Source organism: Kitasatospora gansuensis, assembly GCF_014203705.1.
Lineage (GTDB): Bacteria > Actinomycetota > Actinomycetes > Streptomycetales > Streptomycetaceae > Kitasatospora > Kitasatospora gansuensis.
Genome location: NZ_JACHJR010000001.1, coordinates 8,158,962 through 8,182,696, shown reverse-complemented (window position 1 = coordinate 8,182,696; position 23,735 = coordinate 8,158,962). Strand labels below are relative to the sequence as shown.

Here is a 23,735-nt window from a genome sequence, read left to right as displayed (position 1 = left end):
TCCTCGCAGCCACGGTCGGACCCGTCCGGCGGACATCCGAAACACGACCGATCGCCATGGTCGTAGACCGCGCCCCCGGCCACCGAGACGGAGGCCGGTCAGCTGATCCCGCGCGCCTCTTCCACGCTCTCGTGCTCCGGCTCCTCGACGGGAGCTGCGACCGCGGGCGCCGTACGGGAGGTCAGGCGCAGCCGGAGCCGTCGTGGCCGGTAGACGGTGGCGAGCGGGACGGCGCGGATGTCGGTGTCCTGCTCGGGGGTGAGCCGCCAGTGGCTGAGCATGGTGGCCAGGGCGAGGGTGGCCTCGGTGCGGGCGTAGAGGTCGCCGAGGCACTTGCGGGCCCCGGCGCCGAAGGCGGTGAACGCCTGGCGGGCGAGCGGGGATTCGTCCTCGGGGAGCCAGCGGTCGGGGCGGAACTCGTCCGGCCGCGGGAAGGCCTCGGGGTCGCGGGACACTGCGGCGGGGCTGAAGACGAGGGTGGACCCGGCAGGCAGCGGCACGCCCGCCAACTCGGCGTCGGTGCCGGTGAGGCGGGTGAAGAGCCAGCCGGGCGGATGGAGCCGGAGGGTCTCGGTGATCACCCGGTCGGTCAGCGCGAGGGCCGGCAGGTCCTCCCAGACCGCCGGGCGGCCGGCCAGCACGGTGTCGATCTCCCGGTACAACTCCTCGGCCACCGAAGGATGTTGGGCCAGTCGGTGGAAGACCCAGACCAGGGTGGCGGCCACCGTCTCGGTGCCGGCCGCCATCACGGTGATCACCTGGTCGTGCACCTCGGCCTCGGTCAGCCGCCCGCCGTCCTCGTCCCGGGCCGCCAGCAGGGCACCGAGCAGGTCCAACTCCCCTGCCGCAGCGTCCGGTTGGCCCTCGTACCCGGCGATCAGACACTGCGTCACCTCGTGCAGGTGGCGCAGCGCGGCGCGGTAGCGGCGGTTCGCCGGAGTCGGCAGGCGGCGCAGCGGCCGGGGCAGGAACATCTGGCGGAACAGCCCGTTCAGCACCGTGTCGAAGGCCCGCTCCACGCCCCGGGTGAGCTCCGCGTCGAGTGCGGTGGACCAGAGCGTGCGGGCTACCACCCGCAGCGCCAGCCCGTAGAACTCGGGGAAGGCGTCGATCACTTGGCCGTCCCGCCACTGCCGGGTGGTGGCCTCGATCTCGGCGTGCATGGCCCCGGCGTAGTGCCGCAGCTGCGGGCGGGTGAAGGCGCCCTGCATCAGCCGCCGCTGCCGGCGGTGGTCCCGGTAGGGGCAGGTCACCAGGCCGTTCCCGGCCACGTCGCGGGCCCGGTCGTAGAAGACCCCACCCTTGTCGTACACCTGATCGCCGGCCAGCACCCGGCGCAGCAACTCGGGGTGGCAGGGCACGTACGCGGTGGACGGGCCGATCCTGATCTGCACCAGGTCGCCGTGGGCCGCCAGGGAGGTCATGAACCGGACGGGGCTGCGCATCATCTGCCAGGCGTGCCCGACCCCGGGCACTCCACCGGGGGCCGTCCCGACCACGAATGTCTGCTGGGTCACCGCGTTCCTCCTCGTCCTTCGGACGTGCCGCACCTGTCCGGCGGCACGTCCTGAGGAGTACATCGGCTGATCGGCCGCACGGGTGAAGCCCCAGGGCGGCCGGGGGGCTTCCTCCCGCATCAGGTCGGCGGTGCCCTGCCGGGCCGTTCGGCCGAGCAGCCGGCACCACCGAACGGGTGTGCCTACAGGTCGAGTTGGTACTCGTGGGAGATGTGCGTCGGCAGGTAGCCGAGCTCGTCGTTGACGCGCCGCATGTACGGGTTGTTGTCCGCGGTGTCGGTCAGCAGGCCGTCGAGCTCGGGGTGGCGTTCGCGGGCCTGGACGATCGAGGCGGCCTTCATCCAGCGGGCGAGGCCGTGGCCGCGGTGCTCGGGCAGTACCGCCGTGCCGTAGTGCTGGGCGTCGCCCGTCCCGCTGCCCGGGACCACCAGTTCGGTGAAGCCGACGATGGAACCGTCCGACTCGTCGACGGCCGCCACGGTGTGCAGGATGTCCCCGCGTTCGGCGACGGCCGCGACCGCCGCCCGTACCCGGTCGAAGTCCCAGACCACGATGCCGTAGTCGACGGCGCCCATGGGCACGTCGTTCATCGCGCGCCGCGAGGCGACGAAGGTGTCGGCGAGCTCGTCGGGCACCATCCCCTCCCAGGCCGCCAACCGGTAGCCGGCGTGCGGCTTCTGCACGGTCTCGGCGAGCGCGGGGAAGTCCGCGTCGGCCAGCGCCAGCCGGGTGTAGATCAGGGCGAGCGCCGCGTGGAAACCCTTGGCGACCAGGAAGCCCGCGCCGGAAGAGCCCTCCTCGGCCTGGGATATGACGGCCCGTCGGCCGTCCTGGCGGGCTGCGGCGACAGTCGCCTCGACCAGCAGCGAACCCGTCCCCCGGCGCTGCTCGGCCGGGTGGACCTGAACGTCCAGTTCGGCCAGGTGGCGCTGTTCCTGCTTGACGAACAGGCGCAGGAAGGCGGAACCGAGCGGCCGGCCGTCGGGGCCGGAGGCCAGCCACGCCAGGCGGCGGCCGGACTTCTCGTCGGGGTCGGTCAGGGCGGTGATGCGCGCGGACAAGCTGTCTCCGTGGTTCGGGAAGCGTACGAGGGGTGGATCATCGCGGGACGACTCGGCCGGGTCTCCAACGCGAGGGTGGCGGTGTTGAGTTGGTGCCGCTCCGGCCCGCAACGGCAGACCGGGCCGCGAACGCCGGGGGACGCTGCCGCCTGCCGAGATGATCATGCGTACGGCAGGCTAGCCGGTCCGCGCGGGCCCGTCGAGAAGAATTCGACGAACCCGCGCGGAGCGACCGGACCGGCTCACTGAGCGGCGGCCTTCGCGTAGGTCGTGATGAGGTTGCCGTTCGCGACGACGCGGCTGTCCGTGAGCCGGAAGGCGCGCGGCGAGAAGTCGGCGCGGAACAGCGGGATGCCGCCGCCGGCCACGATCGGGTACTGCTTGATGATCAGTTCGTCGATCTCGGGGAGCAGTTGGCCTGCCAGGTCGGCTCCGCCGCAGAGCCAGATGCCGAGCCCGTCCTCCTGCTTGAGCTTGCGCACCACGACGGCCGGATCCTCGGCGGTGATCTCGACGGCCTGGTCCTGACCGGCGGTCAGCGAGCGGGAGAACACGACCTGCCGCAGGTGGGCGTACGGGTTGTCGAGGCCGACGGCCAGGCCAGGGCCGTACGTGCCGCGGCCCATGAGCACGGTGTCGAAGCGGGAGTTGGGCGCGTCCGCGACACCGAAGGCCGCTCGGCCCATGGTGGGGAGGGTCTCCGGGTACTCGGCGGCCAGCTGCGGGAGGTAGTCCCCGGTGAGGCACGGGGCGAAGAAGTCGAAGTCACCGTCGGGGGCGGCGATGAAGCCGTCGATGGTGGTGCCGACGAAGTAGGTGAGCTTGCGCATCCAGGTCCATTCACTGAGGCGAACTTTACGACGGACGTAACTTTAGCCTCGACCCTCCGATCGATCAAGGCTATTTTTACGACGGAGGTAAGATTCCCCTCATGGCAACCGAGTTGGGACTCCGAGAGTCCAAGAAGCAGGAGACCCGACAGCTGATCTCCGACTGCGCGACCGGGCTCTTCATCGAGCAGGGCTTCGAGCAGACCACCATCGCCGAGATCGCCACCGCCGCCCGCGTGGCCAAGAAAACGGTGACCAACTACTTCCCCCGCAAGGAGGACCTGGCCCTCGACCACCACGAGGCCTTCACCCAGGGCCTCGCCCGGGCGGTGTCCGAGCGCGCGCCCGGCGAGGAGCCGTTCGAGGCCCTGGCCCGGACGTTCCGCGCAGCCCTGCTCGACCACAGCCCCGTCGTCGGCTTCACCGGCGCGGCGTTCGCCCGCATGGTCGACGACAGCCCCACCCTCACCGCCCGGATGCGCGAACTGCACGACCTGCGGGAGCAGGCACTCGCCGCGGCACTCACCGCCGACGCCCCCCACACCGCCCCGGCCATCGCACCCCGGGCCGCCGCCGCTCTCATCTGCGCGGCGGACCGCCTGCTGTTCCGCCGGATCCAGGAACTCACCCTGGCCGGCCGCGCCGACGACGAGATCGAGGCCGCCCTGATCCCCGAGGCCGACCACCTCCGCGTCCTCCTCGGCGCCGCCCTCGCCGGTCAGTCCTCGCGGTCGGGCAGGGTCGGGTAGTCAAGCATGGGGTACAGGCCCACGGCGAACCCGTATACCTCGTCGCCCGAGCGCGGCAGCCGGTCGAACTCCTGGACCACCTGGTCGATCCGCTCCCAGAACTCCGCCGCCCGCTGCTCCGGGATCCGGGCGTGCCGGAGGTACCCCCGCAGCCGGCCGATCTCGTACGCCGAGCTGGACTCCTTGGCCGCCACCTCGAAGTCGTTGAAGTCGAGCGGCAGCGCCACGCCGTCCACCTGCCGGCCGAGACCCACGTAGAACATCCGCGCGGTACGGCCGTAGTAGCGCTCCTCTATCGCCCGGACCCGCCGGGTGCGTACGACGTGCAGCAGGCCCGCTCGGACCAGGACGCCGACGTGGTGCGCGACCGTGCTCTTCGGACGCTTGACCGCACCGGCCAGCTCCGTCACGGTCGCGGCGCGCTCGTGCAGCAGGCCGAGGATCGTGGTGCGCAGCGGGTCACTGATCGCCCGCACCTGCTCGGCGGTGGTGAGCTCGATCGTGTCATCGAGGTCGTAGTCCGGGGTTGGATCATTGCTCGACATGGTTGGACTAGTCTAACATCGCCGAACGTTCCAATTTTTCGGATCATTAGATTTTCAAGGAGCCCGACCATGGCCGAGATCGTCCTGTACCACCACGCCCAGGGGCTGACCGAGGGAGTGGCGGCCTTCGCGGCCGAGCTGCGCGCGGCGGGGCACACCGTCCACCTGCCCGACCTCTACGAGGGACACACCTTCGCCACCCTCGAGGACGGTATTGCGTACGCTCGGCAGACCGGCTTCGACACGCTCATGGACCGTGGCGTCGCCGCAGTCGAGGGGCTCGACGAGGCGCTGGTCTACGCGGGCTTCTCACTCGGCGTCATGCCGGCGCAGCGACTGGCCCAGACCCGGGCCGGTGCCCGGGGTGCCCTGCTGATCTACTCCTGCTTCCCCGTGTCGGAGTTCGGCGACGCCTGGCCGGAGGGCGTTCCCGTCCAGGTGCACGGCATGGTGGACGACCCGTTCTTCGCCGAGGACGGTGACCTCGACGCGGCCCGCGCGCTGGCCGACTCCACCGAGGGCGCCGAACTCTTCGTCTACCCCGGCAAGGAGCACCTGTTCGCGGACTCCTCGCTGCCGTCCTACGACCGGGCGGCGACCGAGCTGCTCACCCGCCGGGTCCTCGACTTCCTCCGCGGGATCGACGGCTGACCGCCGGCGTCGGGGCACGGGATGACACGTGCTCAGCCCTCCGGGACAGCCGCTCCCGACGGGTCAGGACCGCTCCGTGCTGTCGTTCGTCAGATCGACCGAGACCTGACGGCTCATCGGTACGACCCTGACCCGGAGGCAGGTCTGCGACCGGTCGAGGATCCAGCCGGCCGGGCAGCAGGCTCGGCCGGTGCTGTCGAGGTGCCAGCCGTGGGTGTTTTCGAGGTGGTCGCGGACCCGCTGCTCCACCTGTTGCGGCGTCAGGCCCGTGTTGCTCGTGACGGTGAAGCCGACGCCGCACCGGTCGGCGCTGCAGGTCAGGCCTTCGCGTTCGTGCGAGACCAACTCGGCCGGCAGCGGCAGTACCTGGGCGGCCGAGGGGACGTTCTCCTTGCCCCCGTCGTGGTACATCCACCCGGTCACCCCGCCGGCCAGCAGGGTGTAGAAGACCAGGCACGCGATCGCCGCCTGTGAACGGTCCTGCAGTGGCGCCACCTTGCGCGGCCCGGCCGTCCAACGCTCCAGCAGCCAGCCCGTGACCAGGACTGGGATCGGCACCAGCAGGGCAAGCCCCACCAAGTCGTCCCGGCCCCGGTCGACGGTGAGCAGGTGGGTCTGCAGCAGGAGCTTGCCCCCCGCGCAGACGGCCAGCACCGCAGCGATCGGCCAGCCGACGCGGTGGGTCCGCACCGTCATGGCCCACAGGATCCCTGGCACCACCGTGAAGATCAGTCCAATGATGAGCAGCAACGCCCGTCCCCCCGTATTCGATCAACAGCCGCACAGCATGCCACGCCGCCCGGACCGCCGCACGACCTGGGGCCGAGCGAGAACTCTGCGGCCTCGGCGCAGAGTTCCGGCCGGCCGCCCGGCACACTGGGCGTCAGTTCTGCCACGCTGCCGAGCTCAACACCTCCTGGGTGGGCGCTATCACCAGGGCGCCCACCTGGCTCCGCCTCAGACCCGGGCGATCAGGGCATAGCGCTCGTCGTTCACCGGACCGCCCCACAGGTCAGCGTCGCCCTCGAGCGGTTCGATCCGCAGTTCGGCGACGAGCGGTCCGACCACGGCCTTCAGAACATCCGCGCCGACACCACCGCTCCACGGCAGCAGTTCCGCCCCCGCGACGTACGGTGCGCCGCTCTGCCCGGCCTCACGCCACCGGCCCTCCACCAGCACCAGCCGGCCACCCGGCCGAAGGCGTTCGACCCACTCCCGCAACGCGGCTTCCGGATCGGGCAGCGTCCACACCAGATGGCGCGACAGCACGACGTCGAATCGCTCATCGCCGGTCGGCGGCATGGCCGCGTCACCGACCAGGAAACGGCCCGTCAGATCGGCGGCAGCCAGCTTCTCCCGGGCCTGTTCGACCATGCGCGGCGCCAGGTCGACGCCGGTCACCCGATGCCCTGCCTCGGCCACCAGCAGGGACAGCGAGCCGGTTCCACATCCGATGTCGAGCACGTCGACCGGGCCGGACGGCAGCCACGTCTCCAGCCGTCGCGCCCACGCGGCACGTGTGTGTTCAGCCCTCAGTCCGTGGTCGGGTTCGTCATCGAAGGACGAGGCGGCAGCGTTCCAGTAGTTGGCAATCGCGGTGGCGAGGTCGCTCATGACCGGAATCCTCGCAGCCACCACCGACAGCTGCCCGCCCGTCCGGGCTCCGGCCGAGGCCGGGGCCCGGGGCCTGCCGTTACGGGACCGGCTGCTGCTGGGTGACGCAGTGGATGCCGCCGCCCCCGAGGCCGATCCAGTCGACGTTCAGCTGGACGACGACCCGGCCCGGGAAGAGCGACTGGAGCTTCGACTTGGCGGCCGCGTCGGCCCGGGAGTCGCCGAACTGGGAGGCGATCACGGCGCCGTTGCAGACGTAGTAGTTGGCGTAGGACCCGACGAAGGCGGGGTCGCTCTGCCGGATCGTGTAGTAGTCGGGGCCGCCGAGCTTGGTGGCCTGGATCCGGACGCCGCGGGCGTCGGTGGCGGTGGAGAGCACGTTGTACTGGTTGATCTCGTCCTTGGTCCAGGCATCCGACGGGTCGTCAGTGGCGTTCGGCTGCTGGACCAGCGCCTTGCCGGGGGCCAGGAAGCGCGAGGTCGCGTCGACGTGGTCGCCGGTGATGTCCTGGCCCGCGACGCCGGCGAACCAGATCACCTTGCTCGCGCCGTACGCGGCCTTCATCGCGTTCTCGACCTGGGTCTGGCTCATCCCGGGGTTGCGGTTGGAGACCAGGATGCTGCTCCTGGTGGCCATCAGGGTGCCCGCGCCGTCGGTCTCGACGGCGCCGCCCTCCCCCACCAGACCCGCCGCCGTGAACGGCACGCCGAGCAGGGCGGCGACCCGCTCGGCGACCTTGCCGTCGTTGGTGTAGGTCTGGTTGCCGCCCCAGCCGTTGAAGTTGAGGCCGATCGCGTCCAGGCCGCCGAGCCCGTCGGTACGGAAGACCGGGCCGCTGTCGCGCATCCAGCAGTCGTTGACGGGGACGGTGGTGATCACCGTGACGTTGGCGCCCGGGCAGGCCCGGCGGGCGGCCGCGGCGGCGGCCGGGTTGGCGCACAGGTACACGGGCTCGTACTTGGCGATGGTGTTGGCAACCAGCGCGATGTTGGCCTGGATCTGGCTGAGCGAGGGCGTCTGACCGCCGCGGCGGCCTCCCCGGCGGCCGGTCCAGATGGTGGGGTCGTCCGGCCAGGCCATCCAGGTGCGGGTGTGCTGGACGGTGTCGACCGGCACCGTGAAGGTGCCCGCGGCGCTCACCGCCGTCGCCTTCGCCGTGGCGGGGGTGGCCACCGCCGCCAGTCCGGCGCCGGCGGCCGCCAGGCCCGCTGCGGCGAGGAAGTTCCGGCGTCCGAGGGGTGCGTGTGCTCTTCCGGTCGAGACGTGCGGTTCGCTGTGATCGTTCATCTCATGCCCTCCCGTCTGCATGCCGCGGTCCGTCCGCGACATGGCCCTGACGGTAAAACTGACCAAGCGCTCGGTCAATACTTTGCACCACCGGTTCGCCCGCGACCTCTCGGCACGGGCCGACCTATGACGCCTCGTCACGACCCTCGCCGAGCGAAACCGAGACCCGGAGGCGGCGACATGACCGAGCCCATCAACCCCGGCCCGGCGCCGGTCAGGGGCAGCCGAGAGCCCGGAAGGTCCAGCCCGCCCGGCGCCAGCGGTCGGTGTCGAGGGCGCTTCGGGCGTCGATGACCCTGGGGGCGGCGATGTGCTGCCGCACCTCGGCCGGGTCCGTCTCGGCGTACTGGGGCCAGTCGGTGAGGTGCAGCAGCAGGGCGGCGCCGGTGACCGCGGAGACCGGGTCGTCGGCGTAATCGAGTGACGGGCAGGCCCGGCGGGCGTTCTCCAATGCGGCGGGGTCGTGGACGGTCACCTCGGCCCCGATCCGGTGCAGGGCCCCGGCGACCGCGAGGGCGGGCGAGTCGCGGATGTCGTCGGTGCCGGGCTTGAACGCGGCTCCCCAGACGGCGATCCGCTTGCCGACCACGGTGCCGCCGAGCATCTCCCGCGCGAGCTCAACGGTGCGCTCCCGGCGGCGGCGGTTGATCGCGTCGACCTGACGGAGGAAGCTCACGGCTTGGTCGGCGCCGAGCTCTTCGGCCCGGTGGGTGAAGCCGAGGAGGTCCTTGGGCAGGCAACCACCGCCGAAGCCCAGACCGGGCCGCATCCCCTGGAAGCCGATCCGCTGGTCGTAGCCCAGGCCGAGGGCGAGCTGCTGGACGTCGGCGCCGGTCAGCTCGCAGAGCTCGGCCATCGCGTTGATGAAGGAGATCTTGGTGGCCAGGAAGGCGTTCGCGGCACCCTTGATCAGCTCGGCGGTGGACAGGCTGGTGACGATCAGTGGGGAGCCGGCGCCCAGGATCTCCGCGTAGACAGCCCGGAAGACCGCCTCGCTGGTGGTGTCGCCGTTCTCGATGCCGAGCACGATGCGGTCCGGGCGAAGGGTGTCCTCGACGGCGAGGGACTCACGCAGGAATTCCGGCGACCAGGCCAGGTGGATGTTCGAGCCGGGCCGGGCGTGCTCGGTCAGGATCTGCCGAAGCTGCGCGGTGGTGCCGACCGGGACGGTGGACTTGCCGACGATCAGCGCGTGGTCGCGAAGCTGCGGCGCCAGGCGCCGGACGGCCGCCTGGAGGTGGGTGAGGTCGTAGGCACCGCTGCCGGCCTGCTGCGGGGTACCGATGCCGAGGAAGTGGACGTCGGCGAACTCGGCGGCCTCCGCGTAGGAGGCGGTGAAGCGCAGGGTTCTCGCGGTGGTGTGCTTGGCGAGCAGGTCGTCCAGACCGCGCTCGACGAACGGGGCCTGACCCTTGTTCAGGGCCTCGACCTTGTGGGTGTCGGTGTCCATGCCGAGCACCTGGTGGCCGAGCTCGGCCATCGCGGCGGCGTGGGTCGCGCCGAGGTAGCCGGTGCCGATGACGCTGATCTTCACGGTTGGTCCTCCGGTGGGGGTGGAGCGGGGAAGGCAGCCCGCCCCATCCCCATCGGGGGGTCAGGCGGGCCGGAATACCAGGCAACCGTGTGACGGAGGACGGTGGCAGGGCTCGCAGGGGGGCTCACAACTCGCGACGGCGGTTCACCCGAGCTGCCGAGGCAATACCCTCGGTGATCCGGCGTCAGATGCCGGACGTGCGACTTCTCGTGCCCAGTCGCGTACGAAACCGCCGCGGAGCGGCGGGACTCCTGAGGGGGACGCTGTGGCGTCGACCACCCGCCGGACCAGGCCGCCGAACACGGACCTGACCCGGATGATCGACCAGTGTGACGGAGCCAGCCACAAGTCGCTGGCTCACCGCGTGAACCAGCTCGCCCACGAAGCCGGGCTGGCCACCAGCTACACGCATACCTCGGTCGCGAACTGGTGCCGCCGGGGCATGGTCCCGGACTGGCCCGTGCCCAGGCTCCTGGCCCAGGCGGTCGGCGAGCGGCTCGGCCGGCCCGTGGGACTCGCCGAGATCGGTATGGCGGACGCTGAGACACCGGACGCGGATGTGGGGTTGGATTTCCGGCGGGACCCCGCTGACGCCGTGCGCGTCGCCACTTCGTTCTGGAGCACTGTGAACCGCCGCGACTTCCTCACCGGATCCGGCTTCGCCGTCTCCGCGTTCGCCACCCCGGTGACCCGCTGGCTGGTCACCCCCGCCGATGAGACCGCCGCCCACCGCGGCCGCGGCCGGGTCGGTGCCGCCGACCTCACCGAACTGCGGGATGCCGCCGATGACGCCCGGCGCTGGGACTCGAAGTACGGAGGCGGGAGCTGGCGGGCCAACTCGGTGACCGCCTGCTTGCAGGAGCGGGCGGTCCCACTGCTGAACGGCTCGTTCAGCGACGGTGTCGGCCGTGAGCTGTTCTCGGTGACCGCCGAGCTGTCCCGGCTGGCCGGCTGGACCGCCTTCGACGTGGGCCAGCACGACGCCGCCCAGCGGCACTTCATCCAGGCCCTCCGCATGGCCAGGGCCGGCGGCGATGTCCAGCTCGGCTGCTATGTCCTCACCACGATGGCGATGCAGACCCTGCTGCGGGGCTTCGCCAGCGAGGCCATCGACATGACCCAGGGCGCCTTCCAGCGCGCCAAGCGCGAGGCGGCCCCCAGAGTGCTGGCGTTCACCAAGCTCATCGAGGCCCGGGCCCATGCCCGCGACGGCGATGCCAAGGCGGCCTCCGCCGCGCTCGCGGCCTCCGAGACCCTGCTCGGCCAGGCCCGCGACGGCGGCGAGGAACCGGCGTGGATCGACTTCTATCACCATGCCCGGCTCTCCGCGGATGCCACCGAGATCTTCCGCGACCTGAAGAACCCCAAGGCGGCGCTCTCCTGGAACGCTCAGGCGACCGCCATGCCGTCCGGGGTGTTCACCCGCTCGGTGGGGATGCGACTGGCCATCGTGGGAACGGCCCACCTCCAGGGCCGCGACCTCGACCACGGCCTTGAGCTCGGCAACCAGGCCGTCGACATCCTCGCGCGCGTCCGTTCCAGCCGGGCCCTGGACTACGTCCGCGAGTTCAACACCGCGCTCAGCCCGTGGCGGCGCGAACCCCAGGTCGTGGAGTACCTCCAGCGGACCCGCAAGGAGCTCGGCGTCGCGGCGTGAAGGATGGTCCCCAGCAGCTCGCCGCCGGGGACCACGGTCAGAGGTTCAGGTGCACTGCCGTCGGAGGGTGAACTGACGGCTACTCAGGAGGATCGCGTGGAGCACCAGCTCGTCGATGCGGAAGCGACAGCCATCGCCCGCCTGATGTTCGAGACCGGCTCACTGCGCGGACTGTCACGTACGGGGTGGCGCCAGGACGGCATCCCCCTGTCCATCACAGAGACCGTGGCCGAACACAGCCACCGCACCGCCGTCATCGGCGTGGCCCTTGCCGCTCTCGCGGTACGTCACCGCCATCGATCCCCGAAAGGTGATCGCCGATCAGACCGCGGGCGCCCACCCGGCTGTCCAGAGACTCTTCGCCGACGCCATCGCCGAGTTCGAGGACGGCACGACCCCGGAAGCACGCTGCGCCCGGGACGCCGACAAACTCGACTGCCTGCTGCGCGCCCTGGAATACCGGGCCGGCGGCGTTCCAGCGGTCCAGGGCAAGATCGACCGGTGTCGCACGGCCCTCACCACTGCCGCTGCCCGACAGATCGCCGACGCCGCACTGCGCCTCTCCCCCACCGACTGGCAGTACACAGAAGCCTGAGCGTGCCCCGTGTAATGGCGCTGTCCGTCTACCTGCCCGGTGAGGTGCCAGGAGCGCCGGTCGGGACTACAGCGGCGGTGTCATGGGGTGCAGCCGCGGTCCGGACGTGGAGTGCAAGAGTGAGGAGGTCCCGGTCCTTGAAGTACTGCACCGCATCGGCCTGGTAGGCACCAGCAGTTCGACGGTCCCTGAGCGCAGTGACACACTCTTCCAGGATTTCCAGCTGTACCGGTTCCAGCAGACCGCCACTGGCCAGGGAAGCGGTGACGCACTGTCCAACTCGAACAGCGACCAGGTCGTCGGGCGACAGCAGGTCTGGCTTACCGCTCAAGAAGCCGACAGCGTGCAGCGCGGCCTCCTGGGGAGCCCTGTGCCACTGACCTGTACTGGTGTTGGGGTTCGGTTCACGCACCCTCGGTATGCGCCGCCCGCGGACCTTTTCCTGACGACGCATCGCACCATAGATCCGAAGTCCCTCCGTCCGCGCGTCTCGACTGGCTTCCAGCACATCAAGGGCACGCAGGAGGGCGACCTCGTCCCCGTTGAAGTCACCGGCCTGGGACGCGAGAAAGCTCAAGGTGGCATGGAAGCCGATCGGTCGGTAGAGCTGCACGCACGAGCGCAGTATCGACACCCGCAGCCCCAAGGGGAGGGCTGGATCGCGAACCTTGCGGGCGAAGTTGTTGAAGCTCACCAGGGCAGGTTACTTTCCGCGCCGGGCAAAGCTCGAGCGCCGGAAGCGGCACGTCGCGGTCGACACCCATGGCCTGAGCCCGCACCCGAGATGACGGCATTGCGTGGCGCACGAGGGCCAAAACCCCTTTGAGGCGTCGTCACCTCTTCACTAGGGTGGCCGGATGTCATCGATCAAGCAGGTCCAGGTCACCTTCGACTGTGCGTCGCCCGAGCGCGTGGCGCGCTTCTGGTGCGAGGCGCTGGGGTACGTCCCGGTGGCGCCGCCCGAGGGGTTTGCGGACTGGGACGAGTACAACGGGACTCTCCCGCCCGAGGACCGGGACAAGTGGTTCGTCGCCAGCGATCCCACGGGGGCGGGCCCGCGGCTGTACTTCCAGCGGGTTCCCGAGGGCAAGGTCGCCAAGAACCGGGTGCATCTGGACGTCCGGGCGGGCACCGGGCTGGTCGGGGCGGAGCGCCTGGCCACGCTGCAGGCCGAGAGCGACCGTCTGGTCGCGCTCGGAGCGTCGGTGGTGCAGGTGCTGCTCGCCGACGAGGAGAACGAGTCGTGCATCTCGATGCAGGACGTCGAGGGCAACGAGTTCTGCCTCGACTGAGCACCCACCCCCAGGGCGGCGCCGCGGGGTCTAGAGTGCCCGGATGGTGATCCGCGACGAAGACTCCCAGCCCTCCGGCGCCCGGAAGCCGCGGGTGTCGGCCAAGGGCGAGCAGACCCGGGCCCGCCTCCTCGCCGCCGCGCGGGCGCTGCTCGCGGGGGACGGCGAGGTGCCGTTCACCACGCGCAATGTCGCCGCCCTGGGCGGGGTAACCCATGGGATGTGCCACTACCACTTCCAGACCCGGACCGATCTGATCGTGGCAGTGGTGGAGGCCATCCGGCCGGAGTGGATCACGCCTCTGGAGGAGGCGGTCGCGCAGCCCGGGAGCTTCGCCGAACGGGCCGAGCGCGTGGTCGGGTTGCTGGTCCAGCCGGAGGCCGGGGACCTGGACCGGCTGCACTCGGCGCTGCACTGGTTCGCCCTCAACGACGAGCGGGTGCGGGAGAGCCTGGCGGCGGAGTACCTGCGCTGGCGGGAGTGCTTCGTCGCGCTGTTCCAGGTGCTGGCGGACGAGCGGGGCGGCGGGTTCGACCCGCGGGCGCTCGGCGAGGCGGCGGCGGCCGGTACCGACGGCCTGGCCGCGATCCAGTCGCTGGACGCGAACATCGACCCGGCACCAGTCGTGCGCGCGCTGATCCTCGGACTCGCCGCAGGTGCCACTGCACCCTGACGGACCGTCAGTCGTCCGCCGTGCGGTGCTCGACCCGGAGCCCGAAAGCGACCGTGCAGGCCAGGCTCGCCGCGATGATCCCCTCCGCCCAGAAGAACGCCACGTAGTCGATGACCGACCCGATCGGCGGGCTGCCGGGCGCGGCGTTGCGCAGCCCGACCAGCGCGAACAGCGTGGCGGCCATCCAGCCCAGGGCCGGCCAGACCAGCGGTCGGCGCTTGCGGATCAGCACCTCCGCTCCGCCGAGCACCGCCAGCGCGAGCGCCCACATCGCCGCGATCATGAACCAGGCCAGGATGAACGTGCTGCGCGACCGGACGAACGTCACCTCCAGCCGGGCCTCGTCCTCGCTCTCGGACGCGTCGGCGGCCCGGGCGGTGAAGAACGGGTCGGCGTCGGTGAAGGTGATCCCCACGGGTACGGGCGCGCCCCGGTCGGTGGCGGACCAGCCGGCCGCGATCCGGTACCGGTCGAACGGGTAGTCCGTCGGTGTGCCGCCGTACAGGCCGACGGTGATCGGCTGCGGCGTGGCCACCTGACCCGCTACCGTCTTCAGGGTGCTGCTGGCCAGCGAACTGACCGTCACCTCCACCGCCCGGCTGAAGGCCAGCGAACCGGGTGCGGCGGCCAGGCTGCCGTGCGGCACCAGCACGGTGTAGAGGGTGACCTCCTGGGCGGCCGGGTCCACCTCCTGGGCGGTGATCTCCAACTCGACGCCGTCGCCGACGATTTCGGCCCCGAGCTGCCGGGGCTGCTGGCGGCTGTCCCGCTCGTTGACGTAGAGCGCGATGCCGCCCGCGACCAGCGCCGCCAGCAGCAGCAGGACGACCAGCAGCCGTCGGCGGCCGCGCGCCCTCGCCTCGGCCCCGAGAGGGCTCATCGGGCCGGCGGCCCGGCGGCGGCGGGCGCCTCGGGCTGCTGCTGGGTGGAGCAGTGGATGCCGCCTCCACCGCCGGCGATGGCGTTGATGCTCACCGGCACCACCTGGCGGCCGGGGTGCAGCTCCCCCAGCACCTTGGCCGCCCGGTCGTCCGACGCCCGGTCGCCGAACTTCGGCATGATCACCCCGCCGTTGACCACGTAGTAGTTGAGGTAGGTGGCCAGGAAGTCCTTTCCGGGATCCGGGAGTTGACTGAGGTCGGGTTCAACCAGCTCGACCACCCGCAGCTTGCGGCCCTGGGCGTCGGTGGCGTCGCGCAGCACCTGGAGTGCCTGGTCGGAGGCACGGGACCAGATGTCCGGCGGCGCGTCCGGGCCGGGGCGGTGGATCACCACCACACCCGGCTCGGTGAACCGGGCCAGCGCGTCGACGTGGCAGTCGGTGATGTCCTGCCCGGCCACTCCGGCGAACCAGATCACCTTCCGGACCCCGAACAGCTCCTTCAGCGCGGCCTCGATCTGGTCGCGGCTCCTGCCCGGGTTGCGGTTCCCGTTCACCCACGAGCTCTCGGTGGCCATCAGGGTGCCCTCGCCGTCGACCTCGATCCCGCCGCCCTCACCGGTGACCGGAGCCTGGATCCGCCGGATCGTGTAGCGGTCGAGCAGCGTACGGGCGACCTGGCTGTCGTTGGCGTGGGTCTGCTTGTTCCCCCAGCCGTTGAAGTTGAGGTCCACACCCGCGAGCGCGCCCGGGGCGGTGACGAAGGTCGGCCCGGTGTCCCGGGCCCACAGGTCGTCCACCGCGAGGTCGATCACCTCCACGCTCGACCCGCACAGTTGCCGGGCCTGCCCGCTCTGCTCCGGACGGGCCATCAGCACCACCGGCTCGAACCGGGCGACGGCCTGCGCCACCCGCGCGATGTCCTCCCGGACGGCGGGCAGTTGACTGCCCCACACCTCCTCCAGCGCGGGCCAGGCCATGAAGGTCCTGGTGTGGTGGTGCGACTCGGCCGGCATGGCGAACGCGACCGGCGAGGGTGCGGCGGACGGGCTGCCCGCCGCAGTGGTACCGACCGGGGATGGCTGTTCCTCCGAGGGCTCGGCGTCGGAGGAACAGCCGTCCAGCAGCGCGAGCGCGGCCAGCACCGACCCCGTCCGCAGGACGGCCCGGCGGGACAGGGCGGGTTCTCTCACGGCGACTTCCCCCAGCGGCGCATCAAGGAATCAGGTGCTATCCGACAGTAGGGGCGAGCGGCGAGCCCACCGGTGAGGCCGCGCGCCGCCGATCGGGCGAATCAGTGAACCGACGGAACGTCACAAGCTCCGCCGCGCCGCCGCGATCGCCTTCGGGTCCCAGCCCGGCCTGGGCACGGAGTCCAGCAGCAGCCGGGTGTACGGGTGCCGGGGCGCGGCCAGCACCTCGGCCGTCCGGCCGGACTCGACGATCCTCCCCTGCCGCATCACGATCACGTCCTCGGTGACGCACCGCACCACGCCGAGGTCGTGGGTGATGAAGAGGTACCCGATCCCGGTCTGCTCGCGGATGTCCGCGAGCAGGTTCAGGATCTGGGCCTGCACGGAGACGTCCAGCGCGGCCACCGCCTCGTCCAGCACCAGGACCGCCGGTTCGACCGCCAACGCCCGTGCGATCGCGACGCGTTGGCGCTGGCCGCCGGAGAGCTGCCGGGGCAGCGCACCGGCCTCGCGCGGGCCGAGGCCGACCTGGTCGAGCAGTTCGGCGATCCGGCGGGGGTGGTCCGCATCGGGGAAGTGCAGCCGGAGGGTCTCCCGCAGCACGGCGCCGACCGGGGTGCGCGGGTCGAGCGAGAGGTACGGGTCCTGGAAGACCATCTGGACCTGGCGGGCCTTGGCCAGCCGGTGGGCCCGGCCACGCCGGTGCTCGGTACGGTCGCGGCCGTGCACCAGGACCCGCCCGGCGTCCGCCCGTTCCAGCCCGACCACGATCCGGGCGGTGGTGGTCTTGCCGGAGCCCGACTCGCCGACGATCCCGAGCGAGCCGCCCTCGGCCAGCGTGAACGAGACCTGGTCCACCGCCCGCACCTCGCCGTAGGTACGCTGCAGGCCGACGACCTCCAGAACGGTCTTCCGCATCGGCGGTGCTCCCTTCACATCACTAGGCATCCGACGCCCCCGTCCGGTCGCTGTGGTGACAGGCGGCCCGGCGCACGGCCGAGGCCTCGACCGGCAGCAGCGGCGGTTCCTGCTGGGTGCAGAGGAAGGTGGCCAGCGGGCAGCGCGGTGCGAACGGACAGCCCGTCAGTTCCTCGCGCAGGCTCGGCGGCCGGCCCTCGATGGCGGCGAGCCGGCCGCCGGGGGCGTCCGGGCGCGGGGTCGAGGCGAGCAGCGCGGCCGTGTACGGGTGGCGCGGCCGGCTGAACAGGGCCTCGGCGGGGCCGGTCTCGACGATCCGGCCGGCGTACATCACGTACACCCGGTCGCTGATCGCGGCGGCCAGGCCCAGGTCGTGGGTGACGAACAGCAGCCCGGTGCCGAAGCGGTCCCGGAGGTCCCCGAGCAGGGCCACCACCTCGGCCTGCGAACTCACGTCCAGTGCGGTGGTGGGCTCGTCGGCGAGGATCAGCGCGGGGTCACCCATCAGGGCGGCCGCGATCATCACCCGCTGGAGCATGCCGCCGGAGACTTGCCCCGGGTAGCGGCCGAGCACCGAGGCCGGCAGCCCGACCGCGTCCAGCATCTCGGCGGCCCGTTCGGTGGCGGCCGCGGGCGCCAGACGGCCGCTCAGCCGGACGCTCTCGGTGAGGAAGTCGCCGAGCCGGCGCAGCGGGTTGATGGCGGCCCGGGGGTCCTGGAAGATCATCGCGGCGGTGCCGGTGCGCAGCCCGCGGAGCTGATCGTCCGTCATGGTGAGCACGTCCGCGCCGTTGACCCGGACGGTGCCCTCGGTGGTGGCGCCGGTGGGGAGCAGGCCGAGGGCGCTGCGCGAGGTGAGGCTCTTGCCGGAGCCGGATTCGCCGACCAGGGCGACCGTCTCGCGGGTGTCGACGGTGAGGTCGACCCCGGCGAGTACGGGGCGGGCGGTGTTCGGCAGGCGCAGGCGGTAGGCCTGGATGTCGAGGGTGGTCATCGGTCCCTCCTGGCGACCTGGTCGGCCCAGCGTTCGCCGACCACGTTGAAGGCGACCACGGTCAGCACGATCGCGGCGCAGGGCAGGATCGCGGACAGCGGGTAGCCGTGCTGGACGGCGGACTGGCCGTCGAAGACCATCCGGCCCCAGTCGGGGGTCAGCGCGGGGACGCCGAGCCCGAGGAAGGAGAGGCCGGCCAGGTCGATCAGGGCGTAGCCGAAGTTGATGGTGGACTGGGCGAGCACGACGGGGGCGATGCCGGGGATGACGTGCCGCAGGCAGATCTGCGGGCCGGAGTGGCCCTGCACCTGGTACGCCTCGACGTACGGGCGGGCCCGTTCGGCCAGCACCAGCGAGCGGGTGAGCCGGCTGACGTACGGCAGGTAGGCGATGGCCAGGGCGATGACGGGGGCGAGCAGGCCCTCGCCGTAGACCGAGACGATCAGGATCGCCAGCAGCATGCCGGGGAAGGCGAAGACCAGTTCGGTGCTCCGGGAGAGCACCGAGTCCAGCCAGCCGCCCCGCCAGGCGGCGGTGACGCCGATCGCGACCCCGGCGAGGGTCGAGAAGGCGACCACGCCGAGCGGTCCGAGCAGCGAGGTGCGGGCGCCGGTGACCAGGCGGGAGAAGGTGTCCCGGCCGGAGGCGTCCACCCCGAGCAGGTGCTCGGCGGACGGCCCGGCCAGGGCGTTGCCAAGGTCGACGGCGTTCGGGTCCTCGGGGGCGAGCCAGGGGGCCAGCAGCGCGGTGAGCACGACCAGGGCGACGAAGCCCAGGCAGAGCAGCTGGAGCGGGGCGCGGGCGGTGCGGATCCGGGCGAGGCCGGGCCGGTGCAGCAGGGTGGCGGTCATCCGGCGGCCCTTCTCGGGCCGAGCGTGACGCGTGGGTCGACGAGCGGGTGGAGCAGGTCGACGATCAGGTTCACGGCCATGAACAGGCCGACCATGATCAGGGAGATGGCCTGCACGGTGGGGAAGTCCTTGGTGGTGGTGGACAGTTCGAGCAGCTGGCCGATCCCGCCGACGCTGAACGCGGTCTCCACCAGCACGGTGCAGACCAGCAGGGTGGAGACGATCAGGCCGCCGGTGGTCAGCACGGTGCCGAGCGCGTTGCGGAAGACGTGACGGCGGATCACCTGATGCTCCGTCACTCCTCGGCTGCGGGCGACGGTGACGTGCTCCTGGCCGAGCACGTCGAGCATCGCGGCCCGGGTGACCCGGGCCAGCATGCCGGTCAGGTAGAGGGCCAGGGCCACGGCGGGCAGCACCAGGTGCCAGAGCATCGACCCGAACCCCTCCCCCGTACCGCCGGTGGGGAACCAGCCCAGCTGGACCGCGAACAGGCCCTGGAGCAGCACGGCCGCGACGAACGACGGGGTGCCGACCGCGACCGTGGTGGTGACCAGCACGGTCGAGTCGGCCGCGCCGCCCCGGACCGCGCCGATCCAGCCGAGCAGCAGACCGACGGCGAGCACCAGCACCAGCGCCATCCCCACCAGCAGCAGGGTGGCGGGCAGCCGGTCGGCGAGCAGCCGGGAGACGTCGGTGCGGTAGGTGATGGACCGTCCGAAGTCGCCGTGCAGGATCTGGCCGGCCCAGCGCGCGTACTGGAGCAGGAACGGTTCGTCCAGGTGGTACTGGGCGTTGACCGCCTGCAGGGCCTCCGGGGAGGCCGACCGCCCGGCGAGCAGGAAGCTCGCCGGACTGCCGGGTGCCAGGTACATCGCGCCGAAGATCACGAACGAGGCGCCGGCCAGGGTGGCCGCCATCTCGGCCAGCCGCCGGGCCGCGAATCTCAGGAAACTCACTTGGCCGCCCCCACGTCGGCCGCCCACGGGTAGTAGAGGTAGGAGATGGTGGTGGGGGCGCCGGTGATCCGCTTGTTCAGGAACACCGCGGTGGGCCACTCCGCGACCGGGATCCAGAGCAGCTGCTCGGAGGCGGTCCGCTGGAGCTTGGCGGTGACGGCGAACCGCTCGGCCGGGTCGGTCGCGGTGACCGCCTTCTTCACCAGCTCGTCGTAGCCGGGGTCGCTGAACGAGGCGAAGTTCTGGTACGCGCCGGTCTTGAAGTTGGCCAGCAGGTCGAGCGGGTCGGTGATCGAGTCGTAGTACGTCTCCGGGAAGAGGTCGATGCCCTCGCGCGCCTTCGGGTCGGTGAACAGGGCGGTGAAGGCGTTCGGCGCGATGGTCCGGAGCTTGACGTCGAGGCCGATCTTCGCCCCGGCGGCCTGGACAGCGGTGGCCAGCACCGAGACGTCCTGGCCGATCGGGCTGGTGGCGACGGTGATGCTCTTGCCGCTCGCACCGGCCTCCTTGATCAGCGCCTTGGCTTGCTCGAGATCGGGGGCGGTGGGGGTGAGCCCCTCGAAGGCCTCCTTGCGGACCTGCTCGGGCGCGGCGGCCCAGGCGGCCTGACTGGTCAGCGAACCGGTGACCCGGCCCGCACCGCCGAGGCCGGTCTTCACGAAGCCGGAGCGGTCCAGGGCGAGCGAGAGCGCCTTGCGCACCCGGACGTCGCCGAGCACGCCCGCCATTTTGGTGACGTTGACGTTGACGGTGCTGAGGCCCTCGCCGAAGTACAGCGTGCCCACGCCGCTGCCGCGCAGCCGCTCGTAGCTCTCGGTCGGGATCAGGTAGCCGCCGTCCGCCTCGCCGCTGAGCATCGCGTTGACCCGGGCCGAGGGGTCGGTGAGGAAGCGGAAGACCGCCTTGGCGGACTTGGCCTTGGTGCCCCAGTACTCGTCGAAGCGCTGCAGCTCGACCGACTGGCCCTTGGTCCAGGTGCCCAGCTTGAACGGTCCGGTGCAGGCCAGGCTGCCGCCGGTGCCGTAGTCCTGGCCGGCCGCCTCGACCCCGGCCCGGGAGGCCACCACCCCGGCGGCGGCGGCCATGTACTGGTTGAACTGCGAGTCGGGCTGGGTGAGTTGGACGGTGACCTGGAGCGGGCCGGTCTTCGTGATGCTGCTGACGTTCTGGAACTGCTGGGCCCAGGCGGCCGCGTTCTCCGGGTTCATCTGCCGGCCGAGGCTGTACACCACGTCGTCGGCGGTCATCACGCCGCCGTCGTGGAAGTGCACGTTCGGGCGCAGGTCGTAGACCCAGGTGGTGGGGGCGGGGTTGCTGACCTGCTCCGCCAGTCCGGGGGTCAGGGTCAGCTGCGGGGTCCACCGCATCAGGCTCTCGCAGACGTTGGAGAGCACGGTGTTCTGCGGGTAGTCGAACGCGGAGATGTAGTCCAGCGTGGGTGGTTCGGCGTAGACGGCCCAGGTGAAGGAGTCCAGGCCGGTCTGCCCGGCGGGGGTGCCGGCCGAGAGCCGGTACCCGTCACCGTCGGCGGTGCCGCTCTTCGGCGGGCCCGAACAGGCGGCGGTGAGGGCGAGCAGGGCGGCCGCGGCCGCGAGGGCGGTCCGGCGGCGCGGGGTTCTCTGCGGGTCTGTCATGCGGGGGCTCTCTTCCGTGCGGGGTGGGTTCGGGTCAACTCGCCGACGGGACCTGCTGGGTGATGCAGTGGACACCGCCGCCGCCGAAGGCGATCACCCGGGAGCGCACGCCGACGACCTTGCGGCCAGGCAGTGCGGACGCGATCACCGCGAGCGCGCCCTCGTCCTCGGGGAGGCCGGCCACCGGGACCACCACGCCGCCGTTGGCGATGTAGAAGTTGAGGTAGCCCACCTCGGTGTGCTTGCCGCCCACCTCCAGGAAGGCGCTCTGCGGCAGGTCGACGATCTCCAGCTTTCGGCCCCGCGCGTCCACGGCGGCCTCCAGCACCGCCCGGTTGGCCCGCATCCGCTCGTAGTCGGGGTGCGCCGGGTCGCTCGGGAGCTGGACCACCACCTTGCCGGGGGCCACGAAGGCGCAGACGCCGTCCACGTGGCCGTCGGTCTCGGTGTCCAGCAGCCCGCCGAAGGGCAGCCAGATCACCGTGCTGACACCGAGCTTGGAGCGGAGTTCGGCCTCGATCTCCTGCTTGCTCATGCCCGGGTTGCGGTTCGGGTGGAGCAGGCACTGCTCGGTGGTGATCAGCGTGCCCTCGCCGTCGACCGTGATGGCGCCGCCCTCGAGGATCATCCGGGAGTCGATCCGCTCGACGCCCAGGCGCTCCAGCAGGCGGGCGGCGATCTTGTCGTCGGTGTCCCAGGGAAAGTGCTTCTCGCCCCAGGAGTTGAACCGGAAGTCCACCCCGGCCCGCTGGCCGTCAGGGCCGAGCACGAAGATCGGCCCCGAGTCGCGGAACCACGAGTCGTCCAGGGGCAGTTCGACCACCTCGACGCCCTCTCCGCACAGGGCCCGCGCCTCCTCGCCCTGACCCGGCCGGGCGACCATCGTCACCGGCTCGAACTCAGCGATCGCGCGGGCCACTTGGGAGTACTCCCGCTTGGCCTCCTCGAAGGTCTCCCCCCAGAGGTCGGCCCGGGTCGGCCAGGCCATCAGGCACGCCTCGTGCTCGGTCCACTCGGCGGGCATGCGGAACGTCATGACAACTCTTCTCGTATCAGGGATCGGTGAGGACGGTGCTCAGTAGGCGGACGGCACGGCCGGCTCGGACTGGGTGGCGCAGTGGATGCCGCCGCCCCCGCTCGCGATCGCGTCGATGTTCAGCTGGACGACCCTGCGGTCCGGGTATGCGGCCTGCAGCACCGCGTAGGCCACCCCGTCCGCGTAGCGGTCGCCGAACTGCGGCGCGATGACCGCCCTGTTGACGGTGTAGTAGTTGCTGTAGCTGGACAGGAAGTCCTTACCGCGCCCCCGGATCAACCGGCGGTCGGGGCCGGGCAGTTCGGTGATCCGCAGGCGGCGGCCCTTGGCGTCGGTGGCGTTCTGCAGCACCCGCCTCGCCTCCTCGTAGACCGCCACCCAGCGGGCGTCGGTGCCCGGGCCCGGCTGGTCGAGCAGGACCTGGCCGGGAGCGGTGAAGCGGGCCAGGCAGTCGATGTGGCAGTCGGTGATGTCCTGGCCGGCCAGACCCGGCACCCAGATCACCTTGTCGATGCCCAGGTCCGCCTTCAGTGCCGACTCCACCTGGGCCTGGGACTTCCCCGGGTTGCGGTTGGGGTTGACCAGCGAACTCACCGTGGCCAGCAGGGTGCCCTCGCCGTCGGTCTCCAGCGAGCCGCCCTCACCGACGAAGGAGGCCCGGATCCGGTCCAGCCCGTACCGGCTCAGCAGGGTCGCCGCGGCGGCCGCGTCGTTGCGGAACGGCTGGTAGTACGAGGTGCCGGTCTTGCCCCAGCCGTTGAAGTTGGTGTCCACACCGGCGATCGCGCCCGGTGCGACCACGAAGGTGGGGCCGAAGTCGCGGATCCAGAGGTCGTCGTTGGCGATCTCCTCGACGTCGATCGGGTGGTAGGCGCCCGAGCCGCAGGTGTACCGGGCGTCGGCGGCCTGCTCGGGGCGGGCCAGCAGGACGACCGGCTCGTAGCGGGATATCTCGTACGCGACGTTCGCGATGTCCCGGCGCACCGCCGAGAGCTGGTAGTCCCAGACCGACTGCAGGGCCGGCCAGGCCATGTACGTCCGGGTGTGCCGGTCGGTCTCGGCCGGCATCCGCAGGGTGGCGCCCGAGGGCGCCGTAGCGGCGTGGGCCGCCGAGCCGGGGAAGGTGGCGCCCAGGGCGGCCAGTGGCAGGGCGGCCGCGCCGAGCTTGAGCAGGCTGCGCCGGGTGGGGACGGGCGTGTTCATAAGGACTCCCTAGAGGGGTCGGGAGGTGTGGGGTGACCCACATCCTGCTCCGAACTGAAAATTC

The 23,735-nt window shown here is 71.5% G+C and carries 24 protein-coding genes; 6 read left to right on the top strand and 18 right to left on the bottom strand.

The features are described from left to right. Positions 1–98 precede the first annotated feature (98 nt). From ptlI to F4556_RS36875, 3 genes are all read right to left on the bottom strand, one after another. Entirely contained in the window at positions 99–1,517 is a 1,419-nt protein-coding gene (ptlI, locus tag F4556_RS36885; protein ID WP_313069137.1) for a pentalenene oxygenase, read from the bottom strand. Between the two features lie 182 nt (positions 1,518–1,699). Next, positions 1,700–2,578, bottom strand: coding sequence for a GNAT family N-acetyltransferase (locus tag F4556_RS36880; protein WP_184924064.1), 879 nt, complete (start codon positions 2,576–2,578; stop codon positions 1,700–1,702). Positions 2,579–2,820: 242 nt separating this feature from the next. Beyond that, the gene (locus F4556_RS36875) at positions 2,821–3,408 is read right to left on the bottom strand and encodes a dihydrofolate reductase family protein (protein WP_184924062.1); all 588 of its coding nucleotides are present in this window, start codon (positions 3,406–3,408) and stop codon (positions 2,821–2,823) included. A 101-nt stretch (positions 3,409–3,509) separates the two neighbouring features. Between F4556_RS36875 and F4556_RS36870 the strand changes: the two genes are divergently transcribed. Beyond that, complete coding sequence (locus tag F4556_RS36870) at positions 3,510–4,157, top strand: TetR/AcrR family transcriptional regulator (RefSeq protein WP_184924060.1); 648 nt, start codon at positions 3,510–3,512, stop codon at positions 4,155–4,157. On the opposite strand, the gene F4556_RS36865 is transcribed toward F4556_RS36870, so the two are convergent. Next, on the bottom strand, positions 4,127–4,702 hold the full coding sequence (locus F4556_RS36865) for an ArsR/SmtB family transcription factor (RefSeq protein WP_184924058.1): 576 nt from the start codon (positions 4,700–4,702) through the stop codon (positions 4,127–4,129). The two genes, F4556_RS36870 and F4556_RS36865, sit on opposite strands and share 31 nt — an antisense overlap. Positions 4,703–4,771: 69 nt before the next feature. Between F4556_RS36865 and F4556_RS36860 the strand changes: the two genes are divergently transcribed. Then, positions 4,772–5,353, top strand: a complete 582-nt coding sequence (locus tag F4556_RS36860; RefSeq protein ID WP_184924056.1) for a dienelactone hydrolase family protein — start codon at positions 4,772–4,774, stop codon at positions 5,351–5,353. Positions 5,354–5,416: 63 nt separating this feature from the next. Here F4556_RS36860 and F4556_RS36855 read toward each other — a convergent pair whose 3' ends face one another. From F4556_RS36855 to F4556_RS36840, 4 genes are all read right to left on the bottom strand, one after another. Beyond that, positions 5,417–6,049: a hypothetical protein gene (locus F4556_RS36855; protein ID WP_184924054.1), complete on the bottom strand. Its 633-nt coding sequence runs from the start codon at positions 6,047–6,049 to the stop codon at positions 5,417–5,419. Positions 6,050–6,310: 261 nt separating this feature from the next. Beyond that, positions 6,311–6,967: a class I SAM-dependent methyltransferase gene (locus F4556_RS36850; RefSeq protein WP_184924052.1), complete on the bottom strand. Its 657-nt coding sequence runs from the start codon at positions 6,965–6,967 to the stop codon at positions 6,311–6,313. Positions 6,968–7,046: 79 nt separating this feature from the next. Next, complete coding sequence (locus F4556_RS36845) at positions 7,047–8,255, bottom strand: agmatine deiminase family protein (RefSeq protein ID WP_184924050.1); 1,209 nt, start codon at positions 8,253–8,255, stop codon at positions 7,047–7,049. Positions 8,256–8,469: 214 nt separating this feature from the next. Continuing rightward, positions 8,470–9,789: a UDP-glucose dehydrogenase family protein gene (locus tag F4556_RS36840; protein WP_184924048.1), complete on the bottom strand. Its 1,320-nt coding sequence runs from the start codon at positions 9,787–9,789 to the stop codon at positions 8,470–8,472. Between the two features lie 265 nt (positions 9,790–10,054). On the opposite strand from F4556_RS36840, the gene F4556_RS36835 reads away from it, so the two are divergent. Further along, positions 10,055–11,446, top strand: a complete 1,392-nt coding sequence (locus F4556_RS36835; RefSeq protein ID WP_184924046.1) for an NsdA family TPR-like regulatory protein — start codon at positions 10,055–10,057, stop codon at positions 11,444–11,446. A 310-nt stretch (positions 11,447–11,756) separates the two neighbouring features. After that, the gene (locus tag F4556_RS37705) at positions 11,757–12,041 is read left to right on the top strand and encodes an HD domain-containing protein (RefSeq protein ID WP_221503792.1); all 285 of its coding nucleotides are present in this window, start codon (positions 11,757–11,759) and stop codon (positions 12,039–12,041) included. Between the two features lie 28 nt (positions 12,042–12,069). Here the strand turns inward: F4556_RS37705 and F4556_RS36825 are convergent, their stop codons facing one another. Continuing rightward, positions 12,070–12,735, bottom strand: coding sequence for a hypothetical protein (locus F4556_RS36825; RefSeq protein WP_184924044.1), 666 nt, complete (start codon positions 12,733–12,735; stop codon positions 12,070–12,072). 163 nt (positions 12,736–12,898) lie between these two features. Here F4556_RS36825 and F4556_RS36820 point away from each other — a divergent pair, with 163 nt between their 5' ends. Then, positions 12,899–13,333 (top strand): VOC family protein, encoded by a 435-nt coding sequence (locus tag F4556_RS36820; protein ID WP_184924042.1) that lies wholly within the window; start codon positions 12,899–12,901, stop codon positions 13,331–13,333. Positions 13,334–13,376: 43 nt separating this feature from the next. Beyond that, entirely contained in the window at positions 13,377–14,006 is a 630-nt protein-coding gene (locus F4556_RS36815) for a TetR/AcrR family transcriptional regulator (RefSeq protein ID WP_184924041.1), read from the top strand. A gap of 7 nt (positions 14,007–14,013) precedes the next feature. On the opposite strand, the gene F4556_RS36810 is transcribed toward F4556_RS36815, so the two are convergent. The 9 genes from F4556_RS36810 to F4556_RS36770 all read right to left on the bottom strand — a co-directional run bounded on the left by F4556_RS36810 (position 14,014) and on the right by F4556_RS36770 (position 23,671). Further along, entirely contained in the window at positions 14,014–14,886 is an 873-nt protein-coding gene (locus F4556_RS36810) for a DUF4436 family protein (protein ID WP_184924039.1), read from the bottom strand. After that, positions 14,883–16,079 (bottom strand): agmatine deiminase family protein, encoded by a 1,197-nt coding sequence (locus F4556_RS36805; protein WP_184924036.1) that lies wholly within the window; start codon positions 16,077–16,079, stop codon positions 14,883–14,885. The genes F4556_RS36810 and F4556_RS36805 overlap by 4 nt, the downstream gene beginning before the upstream one ends. A gap of 120 nt (positions 16,080–16,199) precedes the next feature. Further along, the gene (locus tag F4556_RS36800; protein ID WP_184924035.1) at positions 16,200–16,997 is read right to left on the bottom strand and encodes an ABC transporter ATP-binding protein; all 798 of its coding nucleotides are present in this window, start codon (positions 16,995–16,997) and stop codon (positions 16,200–16,202) included. A 22-nt stretch (positions 16,998–17,019) separates the two neighbouring features. Further along, positions 17,020–17,991 (bottom strand): ABC transporter ATP-binding protein, encoded by a 972-nt coding sequence (locus F4556_RS36795; RefSeq protein ID WP_184924033.1) that lies wholly within the window; start codon positions 17,989–17,991, stop codon positions 17,020–17,022. Further along, positions 17,988–18,842 (bottom strand): ABC transporter permease, encoded by an 855-nt coding sequence (locus tag F4556_RS36790; RefSeq protein ID WP_184924031.1) that lies wholly within the window; start codon positions 18,840–18,842, stop codon positions 17,988–17,990. Before F4556_RS36790 ends, F4556_RS36795 begins: the two co-directional genes overlap by 4 nt. Then, positions 18,839–19,798: an ABC transporter permease gene (locus F4556_RS36785; RefSeq protein ID WP_184924029.1), complete on the bottom strand. Its 960-nt coding sequence runs from the start codon at positions 19,796–19,798 to the stop codon at positions 18,839–18,841. The genes F4556_RS36790 and F4556_RS36785 overlap by 4 nt, the downstream gene beginning before the upstream one ends. Further along, positions 19,795–21,432, bottom strand: coding sequence for an ABC transporter substrate-binding protein (locus F4556_RS36780; RefSeq protein ID WP_184924027.1), 1,638 nt, complete (start codon positions 21,430–21,432; stop codon positions 19,795–19,797). The genes F4556_RS36785 and F4556_RS36780 overlap by 4 nt, the downstream gene beginning before the upstream one ends. A gap of 34 nt (positions 21,433–21,466) precedes the next feature. Then, entirely contained in the window at positions 21,467–22,468 is a 1,002-nt protein-coding gene (locus F4556_RS36775) for an agmatine deiminase family protein (protein WP_221503791.1), read from the bottom strand. A 39-nt stretch (positions 22,469–22,507) separates the two neighbouring features. Continuing rightward, the gene (locus tag F4556_RS36770) at positions 22,508–23,671 is read right to left on the bottom strand and encodes an agmatine deiminase family protein (protein WP_184924025.1); all 1,164 of its coding nucleotides are present in this window, start codon (positions 23,669–23,671) and stop codon (positions 22,508–22,510) included. Positions 23,672–23,735 lie beyond the last annotated feature (64 nt).

What these genes read in the sequence shown, in the direction of transcription:
- F4556_RS36845 (WP_184924050.1), bottom strand. Translation starts at nt 8,255, where the DNA reads ATGAACGATCACAGCGAACCGCACGTCTCGACCGGAAGAGCACACGCA.
- F4556_RS36775 (WP_221503791.1), bottom strand. Translation starts at nt 22,468, where the DNA reads ATGACGTTCCGCATGCCCGCCGAGTGGACCGAGCACGAGGCGTGCCTG.
- F4556_RS36820 (WP_184924042.1), top strand. Translation starts at nt 12,899, where the DNA reads ATGTCATCGATCAAGCAGGTCCAGGTCACCTTCGACTGTGCGTCGCCC.
- F4556_RS36815 (WP_184924041.1), top strand. Translation starts at nt 13,377, where the DNA reads ATGGTGATCCGCGACGAAGACTCCCAGCCCTCCGGCGCCCGGAAGCCG.
- F4556_RS36870 (WP_184924060.1), top strand. Translation starts at nt 3,510, where the DNA reads ATGGCAACCGAGTTGGGACTCCGAGAGTCCAAGAAGCAGGAGACCCGA.
- F4556_RS36855 (WP_184924054.1), bottom strand. Translation starts at nt 6,049, where the DNA reads ATGACGGTGCGGACCCACCGCGTCGGCTGGCCGATCGCTGCGGTGCTG.
- F4556_RS36780 (WP_184924027.1), bottom strand. Translation starts at nt 21,432, where the DNA reads ATGACAGACCCGCAGAGAACCCCGCGCCGCCGGACCGCCCTCGCGGCC.
- F4556_RS36795 (WP_184924033.1), bottom strand. Translation starts at nt 17,991, where the DNA reads ATGACCACCCTCGACATCCAGGCCTACCGCCTGCGCCTGCCGAACACC.
- F4556_RS36810 (WP_184924039.1), bottom strand. Translation starts at nt 14,886, where the DNA reads ATGAGCCCTCTCGGGGCCGAGGCGAGGGCGCGCGGCCGCCGACGGCTG.
- F4556_RS36865 (WP_184924058.1), bottom strand. Translation starts at nt 4,702, where the DNA reads ATGTCGAGCAATGATCCAACCCCGGACTACGACCTCGATGACACGATC.
- F4556_RS36770 (WP_184924025.1), bottom strand. Translation starts at nt 23,671, where the DNA reads ATGAACACGCCCGTCCCCACCCGGCGCAGCCTGCTCAAGCTCGGCGCG.
- F4556_RS36860 (WP_184924056.1), top strand. Translation starts at nt 4,772, where the DNA reads ATGGCCGAGATCGTCCTGTACCACCACGCCCAGGGGCTGACCGAGGGA.
- F4556_RS36875 (WP_184924062.1), bottom strand. Translation starts at nt 3,408, where the DNA reads ATGCGCAAGCTCACCTACTTCGTCGGCACCACCATCGACGGCTTCATC.
- F4556_RS36790 (WP_184924031.1), bottom strand. Translation starts at nt 18,842, where the DNA reads ATGACCGCCACCCTGCTGCACCGGCCCGGCCTCGCCCGGATCCGCACC.
- F4556_RS36800 (WP_184924035.1), bottom strand. Translation starts at nt 16,997, where the DNA reads ATGCGGAAGACCGTTCTGGAGGTCGTCGGCCTGCAGCGTACCTACGGC.
- F4556_RS36850 (WP_184924052.1), bottom strand. Translation starts at nt 6,967, where the DNA reads ATGAGCGACCTCGCCACCGCGATTGCCAACTACTGGAACGCTGCCGCC.